The sequence below is a fragment of the Nocardiopsis sp. N85 genome, from assembly GCF_028882275.1.
GTDB classification, from domain to species: Bacteria; Actinomycetota; Actinomycetes; order Streptosporangiales; family Streptosporangiaceae; genus Nocardiopsis; species Nocardiopsis lambiniae.
Genome location: NZ_JARBUT010000003.1, coordinates 1 through 17264, shown reverse-complemented (window position 1 = coordinate 17264; position 17264 = coordinate 1). Strand labels below are relative to the sequence as shown.

The window sequence follows — 17264 nt, the reverse complement described above, 5'->3', positions numbered from 1 at the left end:
CTCCGTCTCAGGGCCTCGAAGCCCGCTCCCTGGCCTCCATGCCCGCCATGAGCCGATTCCGGTGGTGCCGCTGCCAGAACAGCCCTCCGACGAACAGCGCGATCGCCGTCAGACCCCAGGGCGGGGGCGGCAGGGCCGCGACGAACACGCACGACGGCGACACGGCCGTGCCCACCGCCCACCCGACGAACCCGGGCTGTCGGCTCAGGTGTCGACGCATGGCCGACGACAGCGTCGCGATGCGCGCCGCCGACCACAGGGCCGGCGCCGCGAACACCAGGACGCCGAGGACGAACACCGCGGCCGACAGGCCCCCGGTGTGGAAGACGTTCCCCCAGAGCACGGCGGGCAGGAGGGCCACCCCGGCGCACAGGTTCGCCAGGAGGGAGAGCCGGAGGGCGCCCGTGTACACGAGTCGGGGGATGTCCGCCTGTCCCGGGTCCAGGGCCAGCACCTGCTCGCCGCGCCGCCCGGCCCGGCGCATCCGACCGCGGTGGGCGTCGATGACGGCCAGCCCCCGGATCGCCTGATCCTCCCGTGGGTCCAGCGACAGCGCGGTGCGGAAGGCCTCCTCGGCGCTGTGCGGCGCCCCGATCCGGAGGAACACGTAACCGGCCATGGAGTGCGTCCACGGGTCGAGTCCGTTCAGCCCCCGCGCGGTCCGGGCGGCCAGGGCCGCGTTGCGGCTCCACTCGGTGAGGGCGGGATGTCCCGCACGATGGATCTCCGCCATGGCACGGCCGGCCAGCAGGTGGTGGGAGGCGACCTGCGGTTCCGCCCGCAGGAGTTCGTTGGCGATCTCCAGCGCCTCCTCCGGCCTGCCCACCCGGGACAGGGCGGTGGAGGTCATCGTCAACAGCCCCGTCGACCGGTCGCCCAGCCCCAGGGCACGGGACAGCGCGGCCAGGGCCTCCTCGTTCTCATCCAGATGAAGGTGACAGCGGCCCTTGAGGGCCCAGCACAGGTCCGACCCCGGGTCCCGGCCCAGTTCCTCCTCCACGGCCTCCAGGGCCTGCCGGGGGCGGTTCGCCTCCAACAGGCCCACGGCCCGTCGCAGCGGCGCGGGCGGGGTGCCGGCGCCGGACATCACCGTCTCCCGAACCGGCGGCGCCTGCCGAGGTACTCGGACAGTTCCCGGTAGTCGTCGTCGTGGCCGGCGAACTCCACCGCCGTGCGGGCGCTCTCGAACCAGTCACCGGTGGAGGGGCGTACCTCCGTCAGGGCGTGTTCGACGTCGGGCTGCCCGATGGGGCGGACCCGGCCCAGCCGGGCCGAGGCGAGCAGCGCCCGCTCGGCGGCGCTGTCGCACAGGTGGGACAGGTCGGCCCCGGACAATCCCTCCGTGCGGCGGGCCACCCCGGCGATGTCCACACCCTCCACGGGGCGGTCGCGCAGCCCCGACGCGAGGATCGCGACCCGGGCGGCCTCGTCGGGCGGCGGCACGAACAGCATGCGGTCCAACCGGCCGGGCCGGCGCAGCGCCGGGTCGATGTCCCAGGGGTGGTTGGTGGCGGCGAGCAGGAACACGCCCTCGTTGTCCCCGACCACCGAGTCGAGTTCGGTGAGCAGCTGGGTGACGACGTTGCGCATGTGCGGGCCGACCTTCGTGCGGCGGCCGCCCAGCGCGTCGAGTTCGTCCAGGAAGAGCACGCAGGGGCTGTACTCGCGGGCACGCCGGAAGAGCGCGTGGATGTTGCGCTCGCTGTTGCCCATCCACCGGTCGAGGATGTCGGCCAGCGAGACGGTGAGGAAGTCGGCGCCCATCTCCCCGGCCACACCCCGGGCCAGGAAGGTCTTGCCGCAGCCGGGCGGGCCGTAGAGCAACAGGCCGCCGCGCAGACTCTTGCCGAACGCCTCGCGCAGCTCGGCGTTGCGCAGGGGCGCCAGGAACGCGGCCTCCAGCCTCTCCTTGACGCCGTGCATTCCGGCGACGTCATCGAGGGTGATGTCGGAGGAGGTGAAGCCGTAGTCCTCGGGGCGCATGGGTCCGGCGTCGTCGTGCCCGTCGCGCGACCCGGGGAACTCGTCCCGCGACGGGGTCCCACCGGGACGTCCGCGCCCGTCGCCCCCCGACGCCGCGTCCGGGGTCCCGTCCCCCGCCGTTCCGGAAACGGGCGCGGCCCGGTCCGCCCGCGTCCCGGGCACGGTCGGAGCGTCCTGCGGGCCCGACGGGGTGCGCGGCGCGGACGGGGACACCGGGGCCCCGGTGTCCGGGCGGCGGTCCCGAGGGGGCGTCCCCGTGACCGCCCCCGGAGGGGAGTCCGGACCCGTGGGAGGGTCCGGGTTCGCCGCCGGTACGGGCGCCCCCAGGGCGCGGGCCATCAGCGCGCCCGCCGTCGGCGAGGAGGGGTCCTGCTGGAGGGCGGCCGCCACGTGGGAGATCGCCGCCGGCCGGTCGCCCGCCTCCAGCAGCAGTTCCGCCAGGTGCAGCCGCAGCACCGGGTCGTCGGGGGAGGCGGTCACGGCCGCGTTCATGCTGGCGACCAGCCGCGGGTCGGGGGTGGACATCACCACTCCTCGAAGAGTCGTCGGGGGTACGGGGGCCACGATGTGGCGCGGTCCGGAGTGTAGCGGCCGACACCGTCCCCTCCCGAGGGGAGCATCGGGCATGACGATCGTCATGTCGCGGACCCCCGAATCTCCCACCTTTCCCATGACAGCGGTGACTACCCGGTCGCGTCCGGCGCCGGGACCCTGGAGGTATGACCCCCCACATCGCCAAGACGTCCATACCGCGCCGGGTCCTGTACGCCGCCACGATCACGGGCCTGGCGGCCGGCCTGGCCGCCTGGTCGGCGGCACCGTACGCTCCGCCGCCGCCGCCCGTGTTCGACGGGGACGAGGCCTTCGTCGACGAGGTGACCGAGCTCATCGACCCCCGCGGGGTCCAAGGGCTGAGCGCCGTCCGCTTCCCCGCCGGGGACCCCTCCGCCCTCGAACACGTCCACGGAGGCACCACCGACGGCGAGACACCCGTGACCGGGGACACCCTCTTCGAGACCGGTTCCCTCTTCAAGCTCTTCACCGCCATGACCTTGGCCGACATGGTCGAGACCGGTGAGACCTCCGTGGACCGCACCGTCGCCGAGGTCTTCCCCGACGCCGAGATCCTCGACCCGCGGGTCGCCGACGCGACCCTGGAGGACCTGGCCACCCACCACTCCGGCCTGCCCACGGCACCCGCGGACGACCTGTTCCGGCACTACGTCCTCCCCTCGCTGGTCTTCTCCGACGTCTACGGGCACTCCCGCGACCCGCTGTCGGCGCTGGCCGTGACCTCGGCCGCGACCCCGGGCGAGCACGGGTACTCCAACCTCGGGTTCTCGCTCCTGGGTCGGGCCCTGGCGGCCGAGGCGGGCGCCGAATCCTATGAGGAGACGGTCCGGGAACGGGTGCTCGACCCCCTCGGCATGGACGACACGGTCATCGTCTCCGGCGTCCCGGAGGGCGGGGCTCCGCCCCACATCGCCCCGGGGCACCCGACCGAGCCCTGGCACAACACCGACTACGCGCCCGCGGGGGTGGCCACCTGGAGCACCCCGGACGACCTCGCCCGCTTCCTGGCCGCCGTCATCGACGGGACCGCTCCGGGCATGAGCGCCCTGGAACCGGTGTACCGGGACGTCTCCTTCGCGGCGGAGGGCACCGAGGTCCCGGCACCGGAGGAGGACGACCGCGGTCTGCACTCCTCCTCGTTCGACCAGGGGTTGGGCTGGATCATCGTCGAGGACCCCGAGCTGGGCGCGGTCCGCCTGCACACCGGCGGCACCCTGGGCAGCAACACCATCGCGGCCTTCACCGACACCGAGGCGGTCGTCGTGATGTCGGGCAGCCTGACCCTGGACGCGGTCACCCTGGGCGTGGAACTGCTGCGGGACGACCCCCGGCCGCTGGAGGGCCCGCCCTCGGTCATGGTGGCCCTCTCGGCGGCCCTCACCTGCGTGATGGCCCTGGTCCCGCCGCTGCTCCTGCTCTCCCTCGTGCTGCGCCGCCGCACCCTGATCACCGGGCGGCCCATCGACCGGCTGCGGATCGTCTCCCTGTCCCTGGGCGCGGTCGCCTGGGCGGCCACCGCCCAGACCCAGGGGGATTGGGTCACCGTCCCCATGACGGTGTGGGCCGTGGGCGTCGGCACGGTCGCCGCCGCCCTGGTCGTGGGCGCCCGGCACCTGCGCCGGGTCCCGGTGGAAGCGGGACGGTGGCGGTGGCTGCACGTCCCGGTGTTCGTCCTGTCGGTCCTCTTCTCCGCGGCTCTGGGCGCCCTGGCCCTGTGGAGCCTGGCCATCACCCTGTGAGCCCCCTCCGAGGACACCGACGGACGCGCACTCGCCCGCGGGACGCCCGAGCGTCCGTCCCGTCCGGCCCGTCGACGCGCTCCTTCACCGGTGTCCGGCGCCTCCCCTCCGGTGTTCCCGGGCCACCCCGACCGTCCGCGGCCACCGGCGGGCGGACGCTCCGAGCCCTGCGCCGCAAGGCTTCCCGGGCCCCGCGCCCCCGTGAGGCGATGAACGGGGACGACCGAAAAAGTTTCGGCTCGCTCTTATGGTGCAACTTTGTGACCTGCGCAAAGAGGTTTCCAACAGCGTGAAAAGCTATATTTGGCATGTCCTGCATCTCCGGTATCCCCGCTTACCGGAGGACCTCCATGTCCTCAGGAGCGACTCTTGTCCCCCGAATATCGCGTAGGTGCCCTGGGCACCCGCATCATCGCCGCCTCCGTGCTCACCGCCGGACTCGCACTCGGAGCCGCGGCGCCCGCCTTCGCGGCCCTGCCCTTCGCCCCTCCCGGCGACAACGGCACCGTGAAGATCCACTCCCCGGAGACCCCGGAAGAGGACAATCGCAACGAGCCCAAGGTCTGCGAGTTCCAGGTCGTCGGCTCCGGGTTCGACCCGGCCCAGGAAGTGACCTGGCAGATCCTCACCCAGGGCGGCTCCCCCTCCTCCCGTGAACTCGTCCTGGAGGGCGAACTCGACCTGGACGGGGAAGGCGCCGGCAGCACGGACCTGCTCAGGATCGACAACGGTCACTACCGCCTGGAGTGGACCTTCGAGGGCCAGAAGGGCAACGCCGCCAAGCACAAGGTGTTCAAGGTCGTCTGCGAGAAGACCGAGGCTCCGGAGCCCACCCCGGAGCCCTCCACCCCGCCCGTCGGCGAGCCCACCGAGGAGCCCACCGGCGAGCCCACCGGTGAGCCCACGGCACCTCCCGAGACCGAGGAGCCGACCGTGCCGCCCACGGACGACCCCTCCGCCCCGGAGACCGAGGAGCCGACCGTTCCGGCGACCCCCACCGCCCCCGAGGGTGAGAAGCCGGGCGAGTCCCCGGCCCCCTCCGAGAACGGGCCGAGCCTGGCCCTGACCGGTTCGGCCATCGCCGGCCTCGTCGCGGCCGGCCTCGCCGCCGCCGGTGGCGGCGGAGCCGCCCTCTACTTCAGCCGCAAGCGCAAGGCCGAGTAGGGGTCCGTTCCCGAGGGGTGCGCCACGACAGTGGCGCACCCCTCTCGCGTATCCCGCTTGACCGCTCCCGTCCCGGGTAGGCCCGCGGTATGGGAACGTTCTTGTACGACGACGACTGCGGCTTCTGCAAACGGGCCGTCGCCTTCGCCCGGGACCGCCTGCGCTCGCGTACGGAGTTCGTCGCCTGGCAGGACTTCGACCTCGACTCGGTGGGGCTCACCCCCGAGCAGACCGACGAGGCCGCCTGGGTGGTCTACCCGGACGGTCGCCGGTTCCGCGGTGGCGACGCCGTCGCCGAGGTCCTCCTGCACGCCCGTCCGCTGGTGCGTCCCGTGGGCCGGCTCATGCGGCTGCCGCTGCTGCGCGCGATCAACCGCCGCGCCTACCACTGGGTGGCCGCCAACCGGTACCGCCTGCCCGGCGGAAGCGCTTCCTGCGCCCTACCGTCCTGACGTCGCGTTCTCCCGCAACAGCCGGCACACCCCGAGCAGCCGCTCCCGCAACACGGCGCCGCGCCCGGCGAACCCCTCCTGGGCGCTCATGTACGCGGCCTTGCCCTCGGCGGTCTCGATGCGCACCGGCTCGTACCCCCACGCCCGCAGGTCGTAGGGCGAGGCCCGCATGTCCAGCTCCCTGATCTCCCGGGCCAGCTCGAAGCAGTCCACCACCAGCTCCGAGGGCACCGCCGGGGACAGTTTGTACGCCCACTTGTACAGGTCCATGCCCGCGTGCAGGCACCCCGGCTGGTCCAGGTCGACCTGTGCCTCCCTGGTCGGCCGCAACGTGTTGAGCGGTCGCGCGTCCTCGGTGAAGAACCGGAACGCGTCGAAGTGCGAGCACCGGATCCGGTGCGACTCCACGACCCGGTCGGTCCCCTCGTGTCCGAGCCGCAACGGCACCTGCCCGTGGCGCACCTCACCGGCCCGGTACACCATCGCCCACTCGTGCAACCCGAAACAGCCCAGGTGGGCGGGCCGGTCGGCGACCGCCGACAACAACCGCTCCACGAAGTCGACCACGGGTCGGGCCGCCAGGAACGCCTCGACGTCCAGGCCGACCCCCTCGGGGGTCTCGACCGTGAACCGCTCCGACAGCAGCTCCCGGGCGCCCTCGCCGGCCAGGACCGTGCCCGCGCCCGGGTGCCAGCGCCGCAACCGGGCCGGCTTGAAGTTGTAGTAGGTGAACAGGAAGTCCTCGACGGGATGGCGCACGCCCTCACGGCGACGCCGGAGGTGGTCGGCGGTCAACGCGTCCACCCGCTCCTCGTGGCGGCGCGCCCGCGCGCGCCATTCCCGCTCCGCCGACACCTCGACGGCCCCGATGCTCGTTCCCATCACGGCCCCAGGGTACGCGCGGTCAGTTGGACTGCTGCACCGGCAGATGACGGCCCAGGTAACCGACGTACACCCGGTTGGTGGTCCCCGGACCCAGGTGGGGGTAGAAGTACAACCGCGGACAGATGCCGTACTCGATGTCCAGCTTGATGTGCGCGTACATGGGCACCCGCCCGTGGGGGTCGACGTCCTCGGGCACCCGGAAGATCCGTTTCTCGTTGAGCTTGCCCCTGTTGCGGACGTGGTCGGACTCCTGCGACGCCAGCCGTTTGACCGGGATGACCTGGTAGCCGTCCGGGTTCTCCTTCAGGTACGAGTGGAACCCGAGTCCTCGGTCGGGGTTGTCGAACTGGTAGCGGGCGTAGTCGTTGAGGGCGAGCAGGGCCTCCCAGGCCCGGGTGACCCACAGCGACTCCTTGCGGCTGTCGGAGAGCTCGTAGACCGTCTGGTCCTCGATGGTGAAGAACAGGTGCGGCAGCGCGGTGTCGTCGGTGATCCGCTCCAGCAGCTCGGACACGCTCCGGGGCGGACGGTGCGCCGGATCCCGGGGAGCGGGCGCGGCGGCCAGCCGGAACTGTCCGGCCACGCGCGCCTGTTCGCGCAGCCACCGGACCTCGTAACGGGCGGCGCGCACCTGCCCGTGGGTCTCGTCGAGTTCCTCGGTGAGGTCGGTGGTCTCGGCGAGCAGTTCCCTTCGTTCCTCGGAGAGTTCGCCGATCCGGTCGTTCAAGCGGGTGATCTCGTCCCTCAACCGCTGCATCTGGAGTTCGAGGGCCTCGCGCTCCTGGAGGGCGGCGAGCCCGGCGGCCGACGAGGGGTCGGGGCCGGAGGTCGGAGGGCGCGTGCTCACGCCCGGGGAGACGGCGGTCTGCGGGCTCGGAGCCGTGCGCAGGTCCTCGGTCTCCTCCGAGAGCAGGGCGTCCACCGCAGGGAGCGGGTCGGGCAGCGCGATCTCCAGGGCGTTCTCCCGGACCCGACGGGACAGCGCGGCCCCCACCCAGTTGCGGATGCGCTCCCCTTCGCGGGCGGTGTCCAGGGTGGTCGAGCTCATCCTCGGATGCCGGGACGGATCGCCCTCGATCCCCGGTAAGAAGGTGCGCACCCCGCCCGCGGGGATGTCCATGCCCGACGGGAGCAGGTCCACGACCCGGTCCTGGGCGGCGGAGTCCAGTACGTACACCGTGCACATCCCGGTGCATCGGGACAGGGTCGCGGCCATGGCGGTGCGCCAGTCGGCGACGGTGACGTCCCCGGGGGATCCGGTGGCCAGGACGGCGAGCCGGCGTTCGGGGTCGCGGATCGCGGAGACCAGCACGTCCATGAGGGCGTCGTCACGGCCGCGCACGATGACCGGGCCCGAGGGGACCCGGTGGGTCCCGTCGTGCGCGGGCAGCGCGTCCAGCAGCATGCGGGCCGCCTCGGGCGGCATGATGTCGAGCCGGGGCTGCTCGGTGGCGCCCCCGGCGTCGACCGTCATGTCCAGCCACAGGTACCGCCAGGGCGACAGCTCGGGGTCGACGACCACGGTGACGGCCGTCCGCCATACCCCGTCGGGCTTGTCGGATTCGGTGGTCAGCCGGAGGAAGGACAGTCCCTCCTCGGGGTTGTCGTGCCGCACCACCAGGGCCCGTGACCGGTTGCTCAGCTCGTACCGACCGGAGGAGCCGAAGTCCACCCGCGCTCCCGAGTTCCCCCGCTTGCTCAACCATCGGGACAGGACGGTCGACGCGGTGGCGATGGGATCCCCATGATCCTCCGGGACTGCGATGAGCGTGCGGTAGACGAGCGGCAATGGGCACTCCCGGGCTTCCGTCGGCGGCGGCGGACCCGAGGACCCGGCTCGAACGCGCCGGTGGTGGGGTCCTCACCACCACTGTGTACGAAGGAACACTTCAGCGCCAGTCGGTCGACCGAAAGTGGTCTTCACGGGGACAGGTTGCCCAGGGTGTACCCGTCATCCGTCCGGGGAATCTCGGTGTCCTCCGCCCGTGTGCGCGAGCGCGCGTCGGGCGGGACGCGGCGCGTCCGGGTCGGCGCCGTCGGGTGGTGCCGCGGCCGAGCCGGCGGGGGCCCGGACCGGCGGGCGGCGGGTGACATCCGGCCCGACCCGGACGGTACCTCCCCGTCACCCGCCGGACGGTCCGGATGGAGGAGGACTCCCACGGGACGGCCTCCCGTACGGGAGGGGCGGGGCGTGCGGCCGATGGTGGAGAGCCCCGTCGGCATGCTCCATTGCGGCCAATCCGGTACGGCGACCTGGCAATTACGGACAAGGCGAACACGGGGTGCGGGCACTAGCGTCCCTCACATGTCCACGCTCCCGTTCTGGCTGGCCGGCACCGCCGCGACCGGCGACAGCGAACTCACCGTCGTCAACCCCTACACCGGCGAGGTCGCGGGCCGGGTCTCCGTACCCTCCGCCGACCAGGTCGAGCAGGCCGTCGACGCGGCCCGCGCGGTCGCCGCCGAGGCCGCCGCCCTGCCCGCGCACGCCAAGGCCGCCGCCCTCGACCACATCTCCCGCCGGATCGGCGAACGCGCCGAGGAGATCGCGCGGACGATCACCGCCGAGAGCGGCAAACCCATCAAGTGGGCCCGTGTCGAGGCCGCCCGCGCCGTGTCCGTGTTCCGCTGGGCCGCCGAGGAGGCCCGCCGCGACAGCGGTGAGCTCCAGCGCCTGGACACCGACCCCGGAGCCACCGGTCGGATCGCCCTGATCCGACGGGTCCCGCACGGTCCCGTGCTCGGCATCTCCCCGTTCAACTTCCCGCTGAACCTGGTCGCCCACAAGATCGCCCCGGCGATCGCGGTCGGCGCCCCCATCATCCTCAAGCCGGCCCCGGCCACGCCGATGACCGCGCTGCTGCTGGGCGAGATCATCGCCGAGACCGACCTGCCCGCCGGTCTGGTGTCGGTGCTGCCGATGCCCAACGACCTGGCCGGCCGCCTCATCGACGACGAGCGCGTCCCGGTCATCTCCTTCACCGGCGGCGCGTTCGGCTGGGAGATCCGCGAGCGGGTCCCGCACAAGCACGTCACCCTCGAACTGGGCGGCAACGCCGCGGCCGTGGTGCTCGACGACGCCGACCTGGAGTGGGCGGCCGGGCGCATCGCCCTGTTCGGCAACAACCAGGCCGGTCAGGTGTGCATCGGCGTGCAGCGGGTCGTCGTCACCGACGCCGTCCACGACGAGTTCGTGGCGCGCCTGGTCGAGAAGGTGGAGGCGCTGGGCACCGGCGACCCCGCCGACGCGGGCACCGACGTGGGTCCCCTGGTGAACGAGGCGGCCGCGATCCGCGTGCAGGAGTGGGTGGAGGAGGCCGTCGCCGACGGGGCCGAGGTGCTCACCGGCGGGACGCGCGACGGGGTCACCGTGGCCCCGACGGTGATCGTCGACGCCCCCGCCGACAGCCGGGTGGTGCGTCAGGAGGTGTTCGGCCCGGTGCTGGTGATCCAGCGGGTCGCCGACACCGACGCCGCCTTCGCCGCGGTCAACGACAGCGACTTCGGTCTCCAGGCGGGCGTGTTCACCCGCGACCTGCCCACCGCGTTCCGGGCCCAGCGCGAACTGGAGGTGGGCGGCGTGATCATCGGCGACGTGCCCACGTTCCGCGCCGACCAGATGCCCTACGGCGGGGTCAAGGGTTCGGGCGTGGGCCGTGAGGGCGTACGCGCCGCGATGACCGACCTGACCTACGAGCGGGTCATGGTGCTCACCGGCATCACCCTGTGATCGCTCCGGTCCGGGGCGAGGCCGGGCCGGGGTGAAGGGGAGGAGGACCGTCGACCGTGTGCCGCCCGGCGAGAACGGTGGGGGTCGACGGGGCGGGCGCGGCCGTCGGCCGCGCGTCCGTCGGGGGCCTTCTGTGGGACGGGCGGTGGCGCCCCGGGGGACGGGGCGCCACCGCCCTTCTCGTGCGGGGCGACGGGGAAAAGGGCCCGTGGCCCCGGGGCGAGGTCGGACGACGGGCTAGAGCTCGGCGGCGCGGTCGTAGACGTTGCGCGCCTCCGCGCCGAACCGGGGACCGTACTGGGTCCGGCGGTCATTGGCGTACTTGAAGCTCACCACCGACGCGACCGTGCCCCGGCCGGTCGTGGAGTCGAAGCCGACCAGCCACGGACCGCCGCTGGACCCCTGGGTCATGCGGCAGGCCATCCCGTTGGCCGTGGTGCCGCCGGTGTCCGGGCGGGTGCGGCCCGAACAGTAGTGCAGTTCGCGGCCGTCGTACGGGGAGGCCGCCGGGTAGCCGAACGAGTAGATCTGCACCCCCTCGCGGACCCCGGCCTCGGTCCAGGCGCCGAAGGAGATCCGCTGCGAGCCCACCCGGTCCTGCACGGTCCGGCCGCTCTCGGTGTTGAGCACCACCATCGCGAAGTCGTAGCTGTCGTCGGCCCGCCTGGACCACTCGGGGGACACCAGCAGGTCGCGGGCGGTGTAGCGGCCGTGCGGGGCGGACCCGTCGGTGGCTCCGGGGACGAACGTCCAGTTGCGCGCCCACGATCCCCTGCCGTCCTTGGCGCAGTGCCCGGCGGTGACCACGGTGCTGCGGTTGGTGGAGTCCACCACCGACGCCGAACAGGTGAAGTCGCGGCCGTCCATGGTCAGGAACACCTTGCCGGTGGTGCGCACGACCTGGCCGCCGGCGGTCCACCGCGCTCCGGTGCTGTCGTCGCGGGGTGCCGCCTGGTGCTCGGCCCCGATCTCGGGGAGCACCTCCTCCGCGTTCGGGAGGTCGGTCAGGTGCCCGAGCAGGTCGGTGATGGGCCGGGCGGCGGCCATGCGCTCGGCGGTCCAGTAGGACAGGACGGCCCGGTGTTGTTCCTCGGTGACCGCGGCGCTCTGCCGGACGACCCCGTCCGTTTCGGTCGGCTCCGCGTGCGCCTCGTGGAGGCGTTCGGGGACGGTCTCGGCCCGGGCTGATTCGGGCAGCCGGTCGAGGACGGCGAGCCCCCCGAGGGCGATGGCGGCCGCGGCCAGGGGGGCGAGGAGTTTGTGCGCGGTGGACGAGCTCATGGCCCGATCCTTGCACACTCCGGGTAACTTCATGACTACTTTGAGTTTGTGTCGAGAACTTTTCGGGAAGACGGGGCCGGCCGCCTCCGACGTGGGGTTCACATCGGAGGCGGCCGAGGCGATCGCGCCGCGTCGCGGGAGTGACGCGGCGCGCCGCCGGTCTCGGTCGCCGGGTTCCGGACCGGCTCCCGGCGGGCTTCCGTCCGTGCTCTTTTCGCACTTCCGGGGCTTCGTCGGCAGCCTCCACCGGTTCCGACCGATCGGATTCGCGTCCGTGCCCTCTTCGTGCTCCGGCGGCTCCGCCGGAAGGTTCCACCGGTCCCGACCGATCGGAACCGGCATCGGATCCCAGAGGGCCGGCGGCCAACGTCAGGCGATCGGGATGACCACCCTGCTCGGCTCCGCCTCGGGAGAGGTCACCGTCACCCGGTTCCCGACCGTGCTCTCACTGCCGTAGCGCAGGTCCCGGGTGTCCACCACGACGGCCAGCCGGTGCCCGGCCGGCACGTCCCACACCACGGGCCACAGCTCGGTCGTCACGGTCACGGGAGAGCCCGGGGTGGCGTCGCGCAGCGTGTAGGGGGCGTGCGAGAGCAGCGCGCCCTTTCCGTAGGAGTCGACCGCGTACAGGTACACGTACACCGACTGCTTCTTCGCCGTGGGGGTGAACGTGAAGGTCGCCTCCGGCGTACCGGCCACCCGCACCCCGTTCGGATGGGCCGGGCTCGTCCACACGGCCGCGCGGTAGCGGTCGATGGTGGGCAGCAGGACGCCGGTGGGCACGTCGAAGAACTGCTGGAGGGCACCGCTCAACAACACGGTCCCGCTCTGGGCGGTGGTCCCGATCCCGGTGCGCATCCCGTAGCTCCACCCGGTGGAGGGCTCGGTCCCCATCGCGCCGCTGCTCTGCCAGCGCAGCCAGTCGGTGCTCGGCCTGCCCAGGTGGTAGGTCCGCCTGTCGCCCGTCACCGACTCCCAGTCCTGGTGCGAGGTCCAGGCTCCGCGACCGTTGTTGGGCTTGACCATGACCGGGTCGGCGGTGTCCACGCCGTTGTCCTCGCCCTTGAGGTGGTGGTCGAACCAGTCGCCGACCCCCGCCCAGACCTCGTCGGGAAGGCCGGCCGCGCCGAAGAGCTCCTGGGTGGCGTGGTCGCCCGGAGCGAGCATGAGCCGCTTGGGGCCGGTCAGCTCACCGTAGAAGTCGGTGATGTGCCCGACCGGGAACATGCCGTCGTTCCATCCGTGGGCCATCATCACCGCGGTGCCGTTGGCGTTGATCCGGTCCACCTTGGTCGCCGCCGACCGGTCCGGGGCCATGTCCAGGGCGGGCTGGATGTCCCCGCGCCGGTAGGCCCGCTCCACGGCGGTGAGGGTCTCGCCCTTGCGGCCGGTCAGGGCGGCCGCGCCCAGCAGCAGCTCGGCGGACTGCACGTCGACGGTGTGGCCGGGGTACAGGGACTCGGCCAGGTCGGCCCAGCCGCTGAGGGAGGCCACCGCCTTGACCCGGTCGTCCTCGGCGGCGGTGAGCAGGCTGATGCCGCCGCCGTAGGAGATGCCCGCCATGCCGATGCGGTCGGGGTCGGCGTCGGTGTTCTCCAGCGCCCAGTCGATCACCGCGCTCGCGTCGGCCCGGTCCTGTGGGCCGGCGACCTCGATGCCGCCGCCGGAGTCCCAGAAGCCGCGCGAGCTGTAGGTGACGACCTGGTAGCCGGACTCGTGGGCCAGCCGGGCGCCGGCTCCGACGTAGAGCAGGTGCGGGGTGGCCCAGGCGGAGGGCATGACCAGGAGGGGGTGCGGGCCCTCGACCCCGGTGGGGGTGATGACCTTGGCCTTCAATGTCGTGCCGTCGTGACTGGTGATGGTCACGTACCGGATGTCGGCGCCGATCGCCGCGGACGCCGGGGCGGGGGTCAGCAGGACGGCGGCGAGCACGGTCGCCACCAGAGCCGCGAGCAGCCGGAAGGGCGCCGTTCGACGCCGGGAGGGGGGAGCGGAACGGGGGATCTCTCTGACAGGGCGCATGTGTCGGGAACCTCGGGGAGGAGGGGCGGGGTAGGCTCCGATGGGTCGTCGCGCCGTCGAGTCCATCGGGGTGGGGCGCCGGCGACGCTTCGGTCGATCCGGCGGTGAACGGGGGATCCGGGCGGGGCGGGCCTCATCCGGGTGGGCATCGGGTGATGGGGGTCTCACGTGACTGTGAGGTAACTTACCCACGAGTTAAGTTAAGTCAGGGGCGCTCTCTTGTAAAGCCCCCGTGAACCCGTGATCTCGCGTCCCGCCCGTCTCCGCCCCACGTCCGCCCGTCGCGGGGTGTCGGTCACCCGCCCTGGTCCCCGGTCCGGTCGTGGTCCGCCCAGGGGCCGTCCGCCGGCCTCGGCGTCGGTCGGCTCCCGTCCGCCGACCCGGGCCGTTCGCCGCCCCGGACCGTGCCCGCCGGTCGTTTCCGGGCGCGGCCGTCCGCCGCCCCGGACGCGGCCGTCCACAGCCCCCGGCGGGAACACGCCGATTGCGCGAGAATGGGCGGGTGCGAGAAGAACAGCAGCGAACCGTGATCCTCCTCGGGTCCACCGGCTCGATCGGAACCCAGGCCCTGGACATCGTCCACCGCAACCCCGAGCGCTTCCGCGTCGTCGGGCTGGCCGCCGGCGGCGGCCGGTTGGACCTGCTCGCCAAGCAGGTCACCGAATTCGACGTCCCACGAGTGGCCGTCGCCGACCCGGCCAAGGCCGCCGAACTCCGCCGTGCCCTGGCCGAACACGACTCCCACGCCACCGTGCTGGTCGGCCCCGAGGGCGTCGCCGAACTCGCCTCGGACCCCTGCGACGTCGTCCTCAACGGCATCACGGGGGCCCTGGGCCTGGAATCCACCCTCGCCGCGCTGCGCGCCGGCACCACCCTGGCCCTGGCCAACAAGGAGTCCCTCATCATCGGCGGGCCCCTGGTCCGCGACCTGGCCCGCCCCGGCCAGATCGTCCCCGTCGACTCCGAGCACTTCGCCATCGCCCAGTGCTTCCCCCACCTGCCCGAGGACGAACTGCGCAGCCTCGCCCAAGGGCACGTGGTCGCCCGTCGAGACGAGGTGCGCCGCCTCGTCGTCACCGCCAGCGGCGGTCCCTTCCGCGGCCGCCGACGCGAGGACCTGGAGCGCGTCACCCCCGCCGACGCGCTCGACCACCCCACCTGGAGCATGGGCCCGGTCATCACCGTCAACTCCGCGACCCTGGTCAACAAGGGCCTGGAGGTGATCGAGGCCAACCTGCTGTTCGACATCCCCTTCGACCGCATCGACGTCGTCGTGCACCCGCAGTCGATCGTGCACTCGATGGTCGAGTACGTGGACGGTTCCACCATCGCCAAGGCCAGCCCGCCCAGCATGATGATCCCCATCGCCTACGGCATGAGCGCCCCCGACCGGATCCCCGACGCGGCCCCCGGCATGGACTGGACCAAGGCGCAGAGCTGGACCTTCGAGCCACTGGACCACGAGGCCTTCCCGGCCGTCCGGTTGGCCTGCGAGGTCGGCGAGGCGGGTGGGACCGCCCCCGCCGTGTACAACGCGGCCAACGAGGAGGCCGTCGACGCCTTCCTCAAGGGGAACCTCGCGTTTCCGGCGATCCTGGACACCGTGGCGCGGGTAGTCTCGGAGCATCAGCGAACGGAGCACCCCGGTGCGGCGTCCCACGGATCGAGGGGGCTCACCCTGGACGACGTGTACGCCGCTGACGGCTGGGCCCGTACCCGAGCGCGCGAGCTGGTCGCACGCCGGGCCTGACATCGGTGTAGGGAGAGATGCATGGTCCTGCTGCTGACCGTGGTCGGGATCGTCCTGTTCGTACTGGGACTGCTGTTCTCGATCGCCTGGCACGAGCTCGGTCACCTCGGCACCGCCAAGATGTTCGGCATCAAGTGCACCGAGTACATGGTCGGGTTCGGGAAGACCCTGTGGTCCTTCCGCCGCGGTGAGACCGAGTACGGGCTCAAGGCCGTCCCCCTGGGCGGCTACGTCCGCATGGTCGGGATGATGCCGCCCGCCCGTGCGTCCGCGGACGGCTCCACCCGCAGGATGTCCCGCTGGCGGGCCATGGCCGAGGACGCCCGTGAGGCCTCCTACGTCGAACTCGCCCCCGAGGACCGGGACCGCCAGTTCTACCAGCGTGCCCCCTGGAAGCGCCTCATCGTCATGTTCGCCGGACCCGGCATGAACGTGATCCTGGCGGCGATCCTGCTCGGTGTGCTCTTCATGGGCATCGGAGTCCCCCAGCAGACCACCCAGATCGGGGTGGTCAACGAGTGCGTCGTCTCGGCCGAGATCGAGAGCGAGGTGGACTCCTGCGAAGGGCTGCCGCCCACACCGGCCGCCGAGGCCGGGCTGCGCCCCGGTGACGTCATCGTCGAGATCGACGGTGAGCCCACCCCCGGGTGGAACGACGCCAACCAGCTCATCCGCTCCTCGCTCGGCTCCACCGAGATCGTCGTGGAGCGCGACGGCGAACGCGTCGCCCACACCGTCGTCATCATCGAGAACGAGCTGCCGGCCCGCACCGCCGACGGCGACTTCATCTACGAGACCGACGCCGACGGCGACGAGATCATCGACGACCGGGGCTTCCCCGTCTACCGCATGGAGACGGTCGGTTTCCTGGGCATCATGTTCGCCACCGAGCGCGCCCCGCTCACCCTCGCCGAGTCGGCGGGGGAGATGGGCGCGATGATGCTCGGCGTCGGCGAGGCGCTCATCGCCCTGCCGTCGAAGGTTCCCGGAGTGTTCGCCGCCGCGTTCCTGGGGGAGGAGCGCACCGCCGACTCCCCGGTCGGCATCGTCGGCATCTCCCGCATCGGCGGCGAGATCATGGCCCAGGGCCTGCCCATCGCCGACACCGTCTCGATCATGCTCCAGATCCTGGCCGGGGTGAACCTCTTCCTGTTCGCCTTCAACCTGCTGCCGATCCTGCCGCTGGACGGCGGGCACATGGCCGGGGCGCTCTGGGAGTGGATCAAACGCGGCTGGGCCAAGCTCACCCGCAGACCCGAACCCGCTCCGGTGGACGTGGCCATGCTGACCCCGGTCGCCTACATCGTTGTGGCCTGTTTCCTGGCGTTCAGCGTGCTCTTGCTCATCGCCGACCTGTTCAACCCGGTTCGTCTGTTCGGCTGACCGCGCACCCGGCGGGGGCGCTCCGTGTGATGCGGGGCACCCCCCGGGGTGCGGGTAATCTGGGTGCGCGATCCGGGAACGGCGGTACGTCCCGCACGACCGCCCCGAACAGGCGTCTAACCCGGTCGCGGCTCCGCGCACCGCGTCCACGCATCGCGCCGGGCGCCTTTCCGAAACCGGACGAAATTCCAAGTGCCGCCCCTCCCTCCGGCGGCAGACGAGGTGAATCAAGCGTGACGACCGTCGATCTCGGCATTCCCGCCACTCCGCCGCGCCCGCTGGCGACGCGGCGCAAGACCCGG

Annotated in this window: 12 protein-coding genes; 6 read left to right on the top strand and 6 right to left on the bottom strand. The window is 72.5% G+C overall.

Going from position 1 to position 17264, the window contains the following annotated elements; translation table 11 throughout:
* Nucleotides 1-7 precede the first annotated feature (7 nt).
* Nucleotides 8-1087 carry a tetratricopeptide repeat protein gene (locus PWG71_RS05865; RefSeq protein ID WP_274808500.1) on the bottom strand — a complete coding sequence of 360 codons (1080 nt, stop codon included), beginning with the start codon at nt 1085-1087 and terminating at the stop codon, nt 8-10.
* The gene (locus tag PWG71_RS05860; RefSeq protein WP_274808499.1) at nt 1087-2508 is read right to left on the bottom strand and encodes an ATP-binding protein; all 1422 of its coding nucleotides are present in this window, start codon (nt 2506-2508) and stop codon (nt 1087-1089) included. The genes PWG71_RS05865 and PWG71_RS05860 overlap by 1 nt, the downstream gene beginning before the upstream one ends.
* Before the next feature lie 194 nt (nt 2509-2702).
* Here PWG71_RS05860 and PWG71_RS05855 point away from each other — a divergent pair, with 194 nt between their 5' ends.
* From PWG71_RS05855 to PWG71_RS05845, 3 genes are all read left to right on the top strand, one after another.
* Nucleotides 2703-4295: a serine hydrolase domain-containing protein gene (locus PWG71_RS05855; RefSeq protein WP_274808498.1), complete on the top strand. Its 1593-nt coding sequence runs from the start codon at nt 2703-2705 to the stop codon at nt 4293-4295.
* 369 nt (nt 4296-4664) lie between these two features.
* Nucleotides 4665-5459 carry a hypothetical protein gene (locus PWG71_RS05850; RefSeq protein WP_274808497.1) on the top strand — a complete coding sequence of 265 codons (795 nt, stop codon included), beginning with the start codon at nt 4665-4667 and terminating at the stop codon, nt 5457-5459.
* Between the two features lie 89 nt (nt 5460-5548).
* Entirely contained in the window at nt 5549-5911 is a 363-nt protein-coding gene (locus tag PWG71_RS05845; RefSeq protein WP_274808496.1) for a thiol-disulfide oxidoreductase DCC family protein, read from the top strand.
* Here PWG71_RS05845 and PWG71_RS05840 read toward each other — a convergent pair.
* A complete protein-coding gene (locus tag PWG71_RS05840) occupies nt 5900-6793 on the bottom strand; it encodes a 3-methyladenine DNA glycosylase (RefSeq protein WP_274808781.1) in 894 nt (297 codons plus the stop codon). The two genes, PWG71_RS05845 and PWG71_RS05840, sit on opposite strands and share 12 nt — an antisense overlap.
* A 22-nt stretch (nt 6794-6815) precedes the next feature.
* Entirely contained in the window at nt 6816-8585 is a 1770-nt protein-coding gene (locus tag PWG71_RS05835) for a hypothetical protein (RefSeq protein WP_274808495.1), read from the bottom strand.
* A gap of 516 nt (nt 8586-9101) precedes the next feature.
* Here PWG71_RS05835 and PWG71_RS05830 point away from each other — a divergent pair.
* Nucleotides 9102-10526, top strand: a complete 1425-nt coding sequence (locus PWG71_RS05830) for an aldehyde dehydrogenase family protein (protein WP_274808494.1) — start codon at nt 9102-9104, stop codon at nt 10524-10526.
* A gap of 237 nt (nt 10527-10763) precedes the next feature.
* Here PWG71_RS05830 and PWG71_RS05825 read toward each other — a convergent pair whose 3' ends face one another.
* Together PWG71_RS05825 and PWG71_RS05820 are read right to left on the bottom strand one after the other, a co-directional pair.
* Complete coding sequence (locus PWG71_RS05825) at nt 10764-11807, bottom strand: trypsin-like serine peptidase (protein WP_274808493.1); 1044 nt, start codon at nt 11805-11807, stop codon at nt 10764-10766.
* 369 nt (nt 11808-12176) lie between these two features.
* Nucleotides 12177-13829: an alpha/beta fold hydrolase gene (locus PWG71_RS05820; RefSeq protein WP_274808492.1), complete on the bottom strand. Its 1653-nt coding sequence runs from the start codon at nt 13827-13829 to the stop codon at nt 12177-12179.
* A gap of 529 nt (nt 13830-14358) precedes the next feature.
* Between PWG71_RS05820 and dxr the strand changes: the two genes are divergently transcribed.
* Nucleotides 14359-15579 (top strand): 1-deoxy-D-xylulose-5-phosphate reductoisomerase, encoded by a 1221-nt coding sequence (dxr, locus tag PWG71_RS05815; protein WP_274808780.1) that lies wholly within the window; start codon nt 14359-14361, stop codon nt 15577-15579.
* Between the two features lie 21 nt (nt 15580-15600).
* A complete protein-coding gene (locus PWG71_RS05810) occupies nt 15601-16962 on the top strand; it encodes a M50 family metallopeptidase (RefSeq protein ID WP_274808491.1) in 1362 nt (453 codons plus the stop codon).
* The last annotated feature ends 302 nt before the right edge of the window (nt 16963-17264 follow it).